Consider the following 11,451-nt stretch of genomic DNA (forward strand, 5'->3'; position numbering starts at 1 on the left):
CCCGCTCCCACATTTAACCGTTTGTCTTCTATATAGCTCCACAACACTGAATTTCTTGCTATAAACGCACTCCGATGACCATTCGCCGAGCCCGTCCTGGTGCCTTTGCGGGTTATCTTGGAAAAAATGCCTGTCATTTCAGTTGCTGAGCCCTCAAGTCGGCCTTAGACTGCCGCCCCTCGTAAATTGAGTGCCGGGTGGCGCTTGAAATGGACGGCGCCTTTCCGAGACCTGCAGAGGTCGGCCGGAACGCTCCCTTATTCGCCTTAATGCACGTATTTTTTATAGAGAAATCAATGACAAAGGAAAAGTTGCTGGCCATGCCGGCGGATGACTACATGAATGCCGAGCAGCACGCTTTTTTCGAGAAGTTGTTGCAGGACATGAAAGTGGAACACCACGAGCGCATCGAGCAGAACCGCATCGCCATTGAAAGCCTGGACACCCCGGCAGACCCGGCCGACGCTGCTTCTGTCGAAGAAGAGCGCACCTGGCTGGTGAACGCCATCGACCGCGACCAGCGCATGCTGCCGCAACTTGAGCAGGCCCTGGGCCGTATCAAGGAAGACTCCTTCGGCTGGTGCGACGACAGCGGCGAGCCTATCGGCCTCAAGCGCCTGCTGATCAGCCCGACCACCAAGTACTGCATCGAAGCGCAAGAGCGCCACGAGCAAATCGACAAGCACCAGCGTCAAGCCTGATGCCCCCCGTGTAGGAGCGAGCTTGCTCGCGAAGGTCGTTCACGATAACGCGGGAAACCTGATACCCAACGGTGCTCTCAGGTTCTTCGCGAGCAAGCTCGCTCCTACATAGATTTCGCCCGTATTACCGCTGTCTATTGATCTGCTGCAAGCCCCCCACTAAAGGCCCATGGATAATGGCCACATAGTGGCGTCTAATGCAGTCACAATAACGACAAGCAGTGGGGTAACGAACATGGCTGGAGACGGATCTCTCATGGGCGCAGCAGTGTCACCACCCGTGGTGGCGCGACAGTTGCCCGGCTGGTTGACGCCGCTCTTGCAAAGTACCGCCCTGGTGCTGTTGCTGCTGGGCCTGGCGTTCGCCCAACTCTCGATTTACCTGTGCCTGCCGGTGGCCCTGCTACTGATCTGGCTACCTCGCCTGACACATCGCACCCCCAGCGTTGCCGCGTCCGAAGCCACCGATGCCATCGGCGAGCTGACCCGCGACCTGTCCTACACCACCAGCCATAACGCGTTGTCTGCTGCGGGCGTGGCCTATGCGGTCAAGCAACTGGCGGCCAGGCTGCAATCTCAATTGGGCGCGGCGAAGCAGATCGTCAGCAGTGCCGAAGTGATGATCGGCACCGAGCAGGTCACCTCGCAACTGAGCCGTCAGGCCCTCGGCGCGGCCAGCCAGGCCCATCAGCGCAGTACCGAAGGGCGTGAGGTGCTGGCGCAGTCCATCACCCGCATGCACCAGCTCAGCCAGCGCGCCAACGACAGCCGCCAATTGATCGAGGCCTTGAGCCAGCGCAGCGAAGAAATCCAGCGCGTCACCCTGGTGATCCAGTCGATCGCCAGCCAGACCAACCTGCTGGCCTTGAACGCGGCGATTGAAGCGGCTCGGGCCGGTGAGCATGGGCGCGGGTTTGCGGTGGTCGCCGACGAGGTGCGTGGCCTGGCCGGGCGAACCGCCACGGCGACCGATGAAGTCGGGGTGATGGTGGCGGATATCCAGCAGCGTACCGCCCAGGTGGTGGAGCAGATCCGGCAATTGTCGGCGGATCTGCAATCCGGTGTAGAGCAGGTGGAGCACGCCGGCGAGCAACTGGACAGCATCGCCAGCCTGGCAGCGGATGTCGAAGGCCAAGTCAATGAAATCGCTCAGGGCACCGACACCAACCGCGCCCAACTCGACAGCTTGTTCCATGCGGTGGAGCAGATGCGCAGCGATTTGACCGTCAGCGACCAGCAGACCCAACAGTTGGCTGCCGCCGCCGTACAAATGGAAGGCCAGGCCGAAACCATCAGTGAACGCCTCGCCGAGGTCGGCCTGGATGACTACCACCAGCGCATCTATGACCTGGCACGCGAAGGCGCGAGCCGCATTGCCGCGCAGTTTGAAGCCGACGTCCTGCAAAACCGCATCAGCCTCGATGACCTGTTCGACCGCAGCTATACCGCCATTCCCAACACGCGACCAAGCAAGTACCACACGCGTTTTGACGGCTACACCGACCAGGTGCTGCCCGCCATCCAGGAAGCCCTGTTGCCCCGGCATGAGGGCCTGGTATTCGCCATCGCCTGCACGCCACAGGGTTATGTGCCAACCCACAACAAGGTGTTCTCCCAAGCGCTGACCGGCGATGCCCAAGTGGACGCGGTACAAAATCGTACCAAGCGCAAGTTTGAAGACCGCACGGGAATCCGCTGCGGCAGCCACCAGCAGGCGGTCTTGCTGCAGACCTACACCCGCGATACCGGGGAGTTGATGCACGACTTGTCCGTGCCGATCACGGTCAATGGCCGGCATTGGGGCGGCTTGCGCCTGGGCTACAGACCTGAGGGCCGCTGACCCACGAGGGCGATTGTTGCAGGTAATGCAAGGGAGCTATTCCGGGGATAGCTTTTTCCAACTGGAAGAAAGCCGTAGCATGGCGAACATTGTTAGCCAGCTAACTAATTTTCCGGAGGCGCTCCATGCAAACCAAAGTCGATGTGGCTGTGATGATTGGCAGTGGCGTACCGCCCACCCTGCGTGCGCTGGGGCAAAAGGCCTGTTGGGTAGTGTTGCTCAATGGCGAGCAGCGCGGCACGGCGTTCGCCAGTCGCGACGAAGCCGAAGAGTGCAGGGCTGCCTGGGAGGCGCTGTTGCACCTGGAGCAGTCAGACAGCCTGCATTGAAGGCTCAGGGTTGCTGGTGCAGGCGCTGGTTCAGTTCGTCGACCGCGATCGCCCAGACTGCGTCTTCACGCAGTTCATCCTTAAGGAATTGGGCTTGTTGCGGTGACCAGAAATCCGCGTCAATCAGCTTTACGTCATTGGGCAGGGTGTGTTTGCCGATAAAGGCGTCAATCGCCTCGGGGGACGATTCCAGTCCAAGTTGTTCAAACAGGTCTTCGAGGGTGTAGGTCTGCGCTTCCATATTGTTCTCCATGCGGGCTGATCATCGTATGCATGGGAGGGTTGTTGCGGGACAGAGTTCGATCGGATTGTCGCGCCGGGTAATCAGGAGGTCAGCGCGCCGGAATCAACGGCGGCCTTAAGGGCTTTTGCGGCTTCCTTGGCAGCCGTGTTGGCAGCGTCTACGGTTTTGAACCAGCGGTCCTTTTCTACCTGGTGAGTCGTCACGGTGGTCAGGGGAGCCTTGGCCCGCATCACAATCACGGCCTGGAACTCACCGTCTACTTCCCTGGCTTCGCCATGGATGAAAAATTCGCCAATATCAAATTCCGTCACGTATAGCCTTCCCTTGGAGGTAATTGCGCTGATGAAACCTGAACCGCAAGGGCACAAATCTCAATGGACGGACCAGTATGGCAGTTGTTACGCGCTGGCGGCGCAGTAAAGTCAACCAGATGACGAAACGCCAGCCGCGCCTCAGCCGTGTGGCGCTTGCAGGATGGCTTCCAGCTGTCGGGCCAGTTCGCAGGCCTGGCTATGGCCGCTGCGAAAACCTTTGATCCGCCCACTGGGCACTTCAAGGATATGGAAAAAGTTTCTCCCGGCGGGGACTACCCGATAGAGCGCCGAATGCAGGCAACTGTCGTGGGTGTATAGGGAGTAGAATTGCCCGTCATCGATAAAAGATGAACCTGTGTTCGAAGGTGTGGCAATCGGTTGAGGTCGTTGCATAATCAGCTCCTGTCGATCGACATTGCGTACCCGCTTGCAGTATTTCGAGTGGTTTTGACCCGTGTTGCTGTTTTAGTATTGTCGTCAGTGTCCGGCGTCCGGTTCCATCCAAAGCATTAGTTTCTGTGTTGGATGTCGGAAACTGCATTTTTTAAAGGGTTATTGTCTGAAGTGGGTCGGCCAGTATTCTCTGGTCGTTAAACCTGTGATTTCCTGCAACGCCTGGCGACCTGCGTAAGGTGCGTCGGGCACGCCTGTACTAGTCTCATGGCCTGGCAGCGTGATCTTCTTCAGTTTTTATCAGTGGATTTGTTGTGTGATCGTGCCGTTTCCGGCCGTTTTTTTGTGCTGCCGCTTGGGCGGACAGCACCCTTTTGATGTGGGGGCGTTTCCTTGGCAGTCAGTAATCTGGATATGCACGCGTTATTCGTGCTGGGTGATTTGCGCGCAAAGTTGGTCAAGCAGTTTCAATCCCGTTTCGTCTACGTCACTGAGCAGACACCTGAAGGTATCTACATCGCCGAGATCGATACCGAAGCGGCATTGGTGGTGGACGACAAGCCGCGCCTGGAACTCAAGGTCGGTGATCATTTCCGGGCCGCTGTATTGCCCAGCCGCGAAGGCGGCAAGTTCGAACTGAAGTTTCGCGATATCAAGTTGACGGTGTATGGCCTGGGCGATTACGCCTTTGTGTCCTCGGCCGAAGGCCAGGGCATCGTGTTCAAGGAAGGCCACAGCGTGATGCTGGTGTTTGCCGCCAATGAGCAATTGGTAGAAGGCCTGACCAAGACCCTGAAGGCCGTCACCGGCAAGGCCGCCAAATGGCGCAAGGGTGAACTCGTGACCTTCAAGGCCAGCGAGTAATGAGCCAGGGTAGGGCGCAGTTCCACGAGCAGCACCTGCTCGATGCCCAAGCCACGGCGGCTCAATTGTTTGCCCGCAAGGCCGAGTTGCAGGGCGCCTGGTTGAGCTGGGTCGCCGGCCAACTGTATGAACTCAAGCCCGCCGAATTCGCCAGCATGGTGCGCCGCGAGTTGCAGCGGCTGAACAATCCTGCGTAAAAACCGGCAACCTGCCATGTTCCCCGGAACCTCTACTACAGTTGAGTTGACTTAAGTATTCAGAGGCTTCGCGGTGTTACAGCAAAGCCATTCGCGATTGCTGTAAGGCATGAGGTGCAAAGCATGAAAGGAATTCGAGCACTGTTGGCAGCCTCACTGACGACCCTGAGTCTGTCGGTGGCGTCGCTGCCGGTATCAGCGGCCCAGGCGCCGATTCATTTTGCCGACCTGAACTGGGAAAGCGGCAGCCTGATCACCGAGGTGCTGCGGGTGATTGTCGAAAAGGGCTATGACTTGCCCACCGACACCTTGCCCGGCACCACCATCACCCTGGAAACCGCCCTGGCGAAAAACGACATCCAGGTGATCGGCGAAGAGTGGGCCGGCCGCAGCCCGGTGTGGGTCAAGGCCGAGGCCGAAGGCAAAGTGGTGGGCCTTGGGGATATCGTCAAGGGCGCCACTGAAGGCTGGTGGGTGCCGGAGTACGTGGTCAAGGGCGACCCGGCCAAAGGCATCAAGCCCCTCGCGCCGGACCTGCGCAGCGTGAAGGATCTGGCGCGGTACAAGGACGTGTTCAAGGACCCGGAAGCACCGAGCAAGGGCCGTTTCCTCAACAGCCCGATTGGCTGGACCTCGGAAGTGGTCAACAAGCAAAAGCTCAAGGCCTACGGGCTTGACGACAGCTATGTGAATTTCCGCAGTGGTTCGGGTGCTGCGCTGGATGCCGAGATTGCTTCCTCGATCCGCCGGGGCAAGCCGGTGCTGTTCTATTACTGGTCGCCTACACCGTTGATGGGGCGCTACAAGCTGATCCAACTGGAAGAGCCGCCATTTGATGCCGAGGCGTGGAAGACGCTGACCGATGCAGACAATCCTGACCCGAAACCTACACGTTCCCTGGCCTCCAAGCTGAGCATCGGTGTGTCCACGCCGTTCCAGAAGGAGCATCCGCAGATCGCCGAGTTCTTTGCCAAGGTCGACTTTCCGATCGAGCCGCTGAACAAGGCGCTGGCCGAAATGAGCGAGAAGCACAGCCAGCCGCGAGAGGTCGCCCAGGCATTTCTCAAGGATCATCCGGAAGTCTGGAAGGCGTGGCTGACTGAGGATGTGGCGCAGAAGGTCGAAGCCAGCCTGAAGTAACACCGATATAACAGCCCGATTGCGATCAAAAATGTGCGAGCGGGCTTGCTCGCGAAAGCGGTTTTTCAGCCAACATTTGTATTGACTGACTCACCGCTTTCGCGAGCAAGCCCGCTCCCACACTGACCTCATTCTTGCCTTGAAACTTGCTGGGCTTTAGAACTTCGTCTGCACCGCCAGCTCAAACGTCCTCGGCGACCCCAGGTAATACGCCGGCGACACATGGGCAAACTCGGCGTACACCTCATTGGTCAGGTTGCGCACCCGGCCCGTCACGGAGGTGTGTTGATCCACCTTGTAAGTCAAAAACGTCCCGAACAAGGTATAGGCCGGCACCGTCAGGGTGTTGGCGTTATCGGCATACACCGACGCCACATACCGCGCATCCACACCTCCTTGCCAATCCTCCGCAAAGTCATAGGTCAGCCACAGATTACCCACCTGCCTGGGCACATTGGTCGGCGTATTGCCCTTGCGCGACACCACGGCACCGCTGGCGGTTTTCTCGTTGAAGTCCTCGTATTCGGCATCGACCCACGCATAGTTGCCCTCCAGCAATAGCTTGGGCGTGACCCGCAACGAACTGGCCAGCTCGATACCCTTGGACGTCTGCGCGCCCACCGGAATGCTATTGGTCGGGTCCAGCGGGTCGGTGACGGCGAAGTCCTTGCGCTCGATCCGGTAGGCGGCCACCGTGGCGGAGCCGCGACCGTCCATGTAATCGAACTTGCTGCCCACTTCCCATTGCTTGCCGGTGGACACATCGAACACCTGGGTGGTGCTGCTCGGCTGTTCGGCAGCGGTGCTGTATTGCACGTAGACATTGGCTTGCGGGATGAACTGATACGTCAGGCCAATCCGCCCGGTCACCGGCTCCCAACTGCGTTTGACATGCCGCGGATTGCTGGCGGTGATATCCCGGTGGTTGGTGACTTCCAGGTCAATCGCGTCGTAGCGCAGGCCGGTGAGCAACGACAGCTTGTCGGTCAGGCCCAGGCGGTTCTCGAGGAACAATGCCTTGGTGGTGACGGCGTTGGTCTTGTCCGGATCGAAACCGGGCTTGGTGCCCGGGATGTCATAGAAATGCCCGGGATCATAGTTGTTCGGGTCCACCGTACTGTTGCCTGCCACATTCAACGGATTGTTGGTGGTGCTGTTGACCCTGTACTCGAAGCCGCCCGACCACGTGGTGCTCAAGCCGAAGAACGTGTCGTCATGGCGCAGCTCGAACTGGTTGCCGTTCTGCTCACCCTGGTGCCGTACCTGATAGGCCGTCGAGCGATTCACTGCGCTGTTATCAGCGTTGTACTGGTAGGTTTCCAGGTTGCGATAGTCGCGCTGGCTGTCGAGGTGATAGAGGGTATTTTTCAGCGTGGTGCTGTCATTGATCCGGTAGTCGATGATCGAGCGCACCCAGATCGTGCGTTGCTCATAACGACCGTCGGCCACGTTGTAGTTGTTGAAGCGGTTGTGTTTGTCGATCTTCAACTCGCCCGACTTCGGGTTGAGCACCGGTGTGCCCCAGTAGGGGCTGTCCTCGTGTTCGTCCTGATATTCCAGGGCCAGGGTGTGGGACAGGTTCGGGGTGAAATCACTCAGCAGGGAAAACGCCACGCTCCAGGCATCGCGCTGTTGGCGATCGATATAGGTGTGGTTGGTGTTGCGGCTTACGTCCAGGCGCGCGTAATGCTGGACCTCGGCGCCCGGCTCGGTCAGGGCGTGGTTCAGGCCGAAGGCCATTCCGGCAGTGTCGTAGCTGCCATAGGTGAGCTGACCTTCGGCGGCCTGTTCCTCACGGGTGGCCAGCTTGGTCACGTAGTTCAGCGAACCACCGACGGAGCCGGCGCCGTTGATCAGCGAGGAGGGCCCGCCCACCAGTTCGACCCGGTCATAAATCCACGCATCCACGGGGCGAGCCAGGCCGCCGGACACCGCGACGCCATTGAACATCTGGGTAATCTGGCTGCTGGTAAACCCTCGATAGGAAATGAAACCGCCAAACCCCGGCGGCGCGCTGGCGTTGACCCCGGGCAGGGTATTGGCCGCGTCCTGGAAGGTCTTGGCGCCTCGGCGCTCGATGTCATTGCGGTTGGCAATGCTGATGGACGCCGGGGTTTCCCGCACGCTCAGCCCCAGGCGCGAGGCCATGCCACTGGACTGATCCAGGGCCAGGCCGGCATCACCGGTTTGCTCGCCATCAATGGTGGTCGGTGCCAGCTCAATCGCCCAGGTGCTGACAGGCAGGCAGCCGAACAGGCCCGCCAAAAGGGGTAAATGTTTCATGGTTGAATCCTGAAAAACTTGGCTTGAAAACAACCCAGTGCCGTCCGCACTCCCGGGGGAGGCAGCCGCGTGGGCCAATCAGAAAAGCGCAGGTATCAGGCGAAGGCGGGCGGGGCGCGCGGATTAGCCGCAGGCCAGGTGAAGCGGGCAGGGATGTCGGCACTGGCAACGATGGCGGGCGGCGGCGCATGGGGTTGCGGAAGCACCGCCACATTGAGGCTGGAGTTGAGCGCCGGGCCCATGCCGCCGGTGGAGCACAGCGGGCAACCGAAGGCTTTCGAGAGCGTGGGCAGGGATTCATCGGTGGACTTGTAAGGCGCCGGCGCCTGGGTGCGCGGGTCCACCGTACAGAACTGGCCGCCGATGCCGTTGAGCTGCATCCCGACCATTTGCCCGTGGCCGATGCTGCAGGCGAACACATTGAACAGGACGCAGCAGTAGAGCATCCAGGCAATGAGCGAGCGGTCGGTACGGGCGAGTTTCATGGGGCGGCACTTTACCATCAGCCGCCGACGAATTGCCTGCAAAAAATCTCAAGAGGGCTATCCTCTCTCGGACTTTTCCAAGGATATCCAGCCATGAGCTTTTTAGTCGCGCGATGGATCGTCGGGGTTTTTGGCTTTATCAGCCTGGTGCATTTGTACTGGGCGGCCGGCGGCAAATTGGGTGTGACGGCGGCTATTCCGCAGCTGCCGGGTGAATTCGCCAGCGGGCCGCGACCGGCGTTCAAGCCGTCGGCACTGGGAACGTTGCTGGTGGGTGTGGGGTTGGTGGCGATTGCGGTGCTGGTGTGTTTGCGGGCCGGGCTGTATTTCGAGCCGGTGTCCAACCATGCGTTGCAGTGGGGGATTAGTGCAGTAGCACTGGTGATGTTTGCCCGGGCGATTGGGGATTCAGAGCTGGTGGGTTTTTTCAAGAAGGTCGGCGGATCGCGGTTTGCGCGGCTGGATACATTTTTTTACTCGCCGCTGTGTTTGGTGTTGGGGGCGGGGTTGTTGGTGGTGGCGTGGAGTTGAGGGGGAGCGTTTACCGCGAAAGAGTGAGTTTTACGCTGGGTAAACTCGAATGTTCGCCTGGCGACAGCTGGTCAGGGGGTGAGCAGGGTCAAGGATTCAGGAAGTATAGGTTGGACATGGAGTCAGTGATTTTTTGTGCTTTTCCTTGCGCTACATAATTATTGAATTCTAGTTTGAGAGTGTTCTGGTTGGTGTACTTTTTGTAACGGTGTGGTACTTCGCATGCGTAAATGTAAAGCCGCCACGGGTCGAAGCCGTCCACTCTTTCGTCTGGGCCATAGTCGAAATCGATACATACTCCGGAAAAATCGACTCTGCAGCCAATTCCGTGTAGTTCGTAGGAGATGTTGTCAGTGATCCTCCCGCGTTGCGGGATTTCTTTGCTGCGCCATAGCTGGAGTATGTTTTTTGTTCCGAATGTGCGCTCAAGTAAATCAGTCGCTCTTTTCACCTGATATAGATATTCGTGGATCAAATTCTCCAGGTTGTTCTTTTTCATCGTCTCGGCCTTTCTAACCTATCAAGTCCAACAGCATTCGAAGCGTTTATTACGTCATCTTTACTTTTGAGCGTTCCCTTATGGCTATTTAGGTTCTCTATCAATTTTATGGTGACTGGCGTATTTGTCCGTCTTGCCGCTGAGGCTCGGTGGTGCCCGTCGATAATATAGCGCTGCCCGTTCACCTCGACCACGTCGATAGGCTCATTTGTGTCGTAACCCTTGCTCCGCATGCTGAGGGAGATTTCGTCGACTCGCTTGGTTGATCTTTTCCCCTCGATACTATGCGTTCGATTCAAGCTTTCCGCATCAACTCCTCTAATAACTGGCGCCGAAGGTACACCTTCATCGGCTTTTACTTTTCTAGCAGGATCGTTATCAACGGCTTTCGGCTTACATCCATCGCCACCCGGGCAGGTGTTCAATCCAAGCGGGTCAACCCATCCCGTCGGGTTGGGCACGTACTGGTATCCGTTCAGCCCACCCGCCAGCTTCACGGGATCGGGCGTCAGGTAGCGGCCAATATCCGGATTGTAGTAGCGATGGCGGTTGTAGTGCAGCCCGCTTTCCGGGTCGAAGTACTGGCCCTGGAAGCGCAGCGGGTTGGTAACGGTGTTGACGTCCAGCTTCGCGATTTGGCCGTAGGCGCGGTAGTGCGCTGACCACACTATTTCGCCATCGGATGCGGTGAGTTCTTGCGGGGTACCGAGGTGGTCGAGTTGGTAGTGGAAGGGTTTTACGTCTTCCGGGCCGTAGCCTTTGAGCAGCGCTAGCGGGCGGAAGCTGTTGGGTTCGTAGAGGTAGCTCTGGTGGTGATCGGCGTTGTGTTCGGCGATCAGCTTTTCGCCTTGCCAGAAAAACTCGGTGGTCTGGCCGTTGAGGATTTTGGCGATGCGCCGACCAAACGGATCGTAGCGATATGCGGCCCCGGTACCGTCCGGCTGGGTGACGCTGATCAGTCGGTGCTGGCTGTCGTAGCGGTATTCAGTGACCAGTTGCTGAGCCCGACCCCGGCGTTCGCGCAGGAGGTTGCCGAAAGCGTCGTAGTCGTAGTGACGGTCGCCTTGCATCAGCAGGCGGTTGCCTTTGACGACGCTAGACCCTACGCGGTCTTGCATCAGCAGGTTGCCCGCCGGATCGTGGACGAAGCGTTCCTGCCGGTCGTGCGAGTGGTTGGCGCGGGTCAGGCGGTCGAGTGGGTCGTAGTGGTAGTCGTGCTGGCCTTTGCGGGTGTCGAGGATGCGGGTGAGGTTGCCGCGTTTGTCGTAGTCGTATTGGCGGCGCTGGTGGCGTTGTTCCTGTTGGGTGATGGCGTGGGCGTGCAGGCGGCCCTGGTCGTCGTAGTGGTAGTGGCTGAGGAGTTGGCCTTGCTGGCGTTGGTGTTCGCGGCCGGATTTGAACAGGTGCGAGGTGAGCAGGTTACCGTTGAGTTCGACGGTGGCGAGGTCGCCGCCTTTGTCGTGGTGAAAGGTGAGGCGGTTGTTATCCGGAAGGCGTAGTTTTTCGAGTTGGCCGCATTCGTCGTATCCATAGCGCAACGTGCCCCAGCCCTGGTGTTCGGCGGTGAGGCGGTTTTGCAGGTCGTATTCGTAATGCAGCGGCCAATGACCGTCGTCGACGCTGAGGAGATT

Annotated in this window: 14 protein-coding genes and 1 pseudogene; 8 read left to right on the top strand and 7 right to left on the bottom strand. The window is 58.8% G+C overall.

Annotation, left to right across the window (positions count from 1 at the left end; translation table 11 throughout):
- Positions 1-296 precede the first annotated feature (296 nt).
- The 4 genes and pseudogenes from HYE77_RS17520 to HYE77_RS17530 all read left to right on the top strand — a co-directional run bounded on the left by HYE77_RS17520 (position 297) and on the right by HYE77_RS17530 (position 2,870).
- Positions 297-701 (top strand): TraR/DksA C4-type zinc finger protein, encoded by a 405-nt coding sequence (locus HYE77_RS17520; RefSeq protein ID WP_003214706.1) that lies wholly within the window; start codon positions 297-299, stop codon positions 699-701.
- Positions 702-723: 22 nt separating this feature from the next.
- Positions 724-810 (top strand): annotated as a pseudogene (locus tag HYE77_RS32615) (outer membrane lipoprotein carrier protein LolA); the annotation flags it as partial.
- Positions 811-1,320: 510 nt separating this feature from the next.
- On the top strand, positions 1,321-2,541 hold the full coding sequence (locus tag HYE77_RS17525) for a methyl-accepting chemotaxis protein (protein WP_371317082.1): 1,221 nt from the start codon (positions 1,321-1,323) through the stop codon (positions 2,539-2,541).
- A gap of 125 nt (positions 2,542-2,666) precedes the next feature.
- Positions 2,667-2,870: a hypothetical protein gene (locus HYE77_RS17530; protein ID WP_003214710.1), complete on the top strand. Its 204-nt coding sequence runs from the start codon at positions 2,667-2,669 to the stop codon at positions 2,868-2,870.
- Between the two features lie 4 nt (positions 2,871-2,874).
- Here HYE77_RS17530 and HYE77_RS17535 read toward each other — a convergent pair whose 3' ends face one another.
- From HYE77_RS17535 to HYE77_RS17545, 3 genes are all read right to left on the bottom strand, one after another.
- Positions 2,875-3,111, bottom strand: coding sequence for a DUF2789 domain-containing protein (locus HYE77_RS17535; RefSeq protein ID WP_087694069.1), 237 nt, complete (start codon positions 3,109-3,111; stop codon positions 2,875-2,877).
- Between the two features lie 83 nt (positions 3,112-3,194).
- Complete coding sequence (locus HYE77_RS17540) at positions 3,195-3,425, bottom strand: hypothetical protein (RefSeq protein WP_003214713.1); 231 nt, start codon at positions 3,423-3,425, stop codon at positions 3,195-3,197.
- Positions 3,426-3,566: 141 nt separating this feature from the next.
- The gene (locus tag HYE77_RS17545; RefSeq protein ID WP_083853233.1) at positions 3,567-3,821 is read right to left on the bottom strand and encodes a hypothetical protein; all 255 of its coding nucleotides are present in this window, start codon (positions 3,819-3,821) and stop codon (positions 3,567-3,569) included.
- 414 nt (positions 3,822-4,235) lie between these two features.
- Here HYE77_RS17545 and HYE77_RS17550 point away from each other — a divergent pair, with 414 nt between their 5' ends.
- From HYE77_RS17550 to HYE77_RS17560, 3 genes are all read left to right on the top strand, one after another.
- Complete coding sequence (locus tag HYE77_RS17550; protein ID WP_003214715.1) at positions 4,236-4,685, top strand: hypothetical protein; 450 nt, start codon at positions 4,236-4,238, stop codon at positions 4,683-4,685.
- Positions 4,685-4,882, top strand: a complete 198-nt coding sequence (locus HYE77_RS17555) for a hypothetical protein (RefSeq protein ID WP_008437165.1) — start codon at positions 4,685-4,687, stop codon at positions 4,880-4,882. The genes HYE77_RS17550 and HYE77_RS17555 overlap by 1 nt, the downstream gene beginning before the upstream one ends.
- Before the next feature lie 123 nt (positions 4,883-5,005).
- Positions 5,006-6,022 carry an ABC transporter substrate-binding protein gene (locus HYE77_RS17560; protein WP_008437166.1) on the top strand — a complete coding sequence of 339 codons (1,017 nt, stop codon included), beginning with the start codon at positions 5,006-5,008 and terminating at the stop codon, positions 6,020-6,022.
- Positions 6,023-6,178: 156 nt separating this feature from the next.
- Here HYE77_RS17560 and HYE77_RS17565 read toward each other — a convergent pair whose 3' ends face one another.
- Together HYE77_RS17565 and HYE77_RS17570 are read right to left on the bottom strand one after the other, a co-directional pair.
- The gene (locus HYE77_RS17565) at positions 6,179-8,305 is read right to left on the bottom strand and encodes a TonB-dependent siderophore receptor (RefSeq protein ID WP_003214718.1); all 2,127 of its coding nucleotides are present in this window, start codon (positions 8,303-8,305) and stop codon (positions 6,179-6,181) included.
- Positions 8,306-8,400: 95 nt separating this feature from the next.
- Positions 8,401-8,790, bottom strand: coding sequence for a DUF2946 domain-containing protein (locus HYE77_RS17570; protein WP_003214719.1), 390 nt, complete (start codon positions 8,788-8,790; stop codon positions 8,401-8,403).
- Positions 8,791-8,883: 93 nt separating this feature from the next.
- Here HYE77_RS17570 and HYE77_RS17575 point away from each other — a divergent pair, with 93 nt between their 5' ends.
- Positions 8,884-9,321 (top strand): DUF3995 domain-containing protein, encoded by a 438-nt coding sequence (locus HYE77_RS17575; protein WP_003214721.1) that lies wholly within the window; start codon positions 8,884-8,886, stop codon positions 9,319-9,321.
- Between the two features lie 88 nt (positions 9,322-9,409).
- Here HYE77_RS17575 and HYE77_RS17580 read toward each other — a convergent pair whose 3' ends face one another.
- The gene (locus HYE77_RS17580; protein WP_102369288.1) at positions 9,410-9,820 is read right to left on the bottom strand and encodes a hypothetical protein; all 411 of its coding nucleotides are present in this window, start codon (positions 9,818-9,820) and stop codon (positions 9,410-9,412) included.
- Positions 9,817-11,451: RHS repeat-associated core domain-containing protein (locus tag HYE77_RS17585; RefSeq protein ID WP_177069056.1), on the bottom strand; the 1,635-nt coding region annotated here is incomplete at its 5' end. The genes HYE77_RS17585 and HYE77_RS17580, both read right to left, overlap by 4 nt.

The sequence above is a fragment of the Pseudomonas sp. IPO3774 genome, assembly GCF_013386835.1.
In the GTDB taxonomy this organism is placed as follows: domain Bacteria; phylum Pseudomonadota; class Gammaproteobacteria; order Pseudomonadales; family Pseudomonadaceae; genus Aquipseudomonas.

What these genes read in the sequence shown, in the direction of transcription:
- HYE77_RS17520 (WP_003214706.1), top strand. Translation starts at nt 297, where the DNA reads ATGACAAAGGAAAAGTTGCTGGCCATGCCGGCGGATGACTACATGAAT.
- HYE77_RS17525 (WP_371317082.1), top strand. Translation starts at nt 1,321, where the DNA reads ATGATCGGCACCGAGCAGGTCACCTCGCAACTGAGCCGTCAGGCCCTC.
- HYE77_RS17530 (WP_003214710.1), top strand. Translation starts at nt 2,667, where the DNA reads ATGCAAACCAAAGTCGATGTGGCTGTGATGATTGGCAGTGGCGTACCG.
- HYE77_RS17535 (WP_087694069.1), bottom strand. Translation starts at nt 3,111, where the DNA reads ATGGAAGCGCAGACCTACACCCTCGAAGACCTGTTTGAACAACTTGGA.
- HYE77_RS17545 (WP_083853233.1), bottom strand. Translation starts at nt 3,821, where the DNA reads ATGCAACGACCTCAACCGATTGCCACACCTTCGAACACAGGTTCATCT.
- HYE77_RS17550 (WP_003214715.1), top strand. Translation starts at nt 4,236, where the DNA reads ATGCACGCGTTATTCGTGCTGGGTGATTTGCGCGCAAAGTTGGTCAAG.
- HYE77_RS17555 (WP_008437165.1), top strand. Translation starts at nt 4,685, where the DNA reads ATGAGCCAGGGTAGGGCGCAGTTCCACGAGCAGCACCTGCTCGATGCC.
- HYE77_RS17560 (WP_008437166.1), top strand. Translation starts at nt 5,006, where the DNA reads ATGAAAGGAATTCGAGCACTGTTGGCAGCCTCACTGACGACCCTGAGT.
- HYE77_RS17565 (WP_003214718.1), bottom strand. Translation starts at nt 8,305, where the DNA reads ATGAAACATTTACCCCTTTTGGCGGGCCTGTTCGGCTGCCTGCCTGTC.
- HYE77_RS17570 (WP_003214719.1), bottom strand. Translation starts at nt 8,790, where the DNA reads ATGAAACTCGCCCGTACCGACCGCTCGCTCATTGCCTGGATGCTCTAC.
- HYE77_RS17575 (WP_003214721.1), top strand. Translation starts at nt 8,884, where the DNA reads ATGAGCTTTTTAGTCGCGCGATGGATCGTCGGGGTTTTTGGCTTTATC.
- HYE77_RS17580 (WP_102369288.1), bottom strand. Translation starts at nt 9,820, where the DNA reads ATGAAAAAGAACAACCTGGAGAATTTGATCCACGAATATCTATATCAG.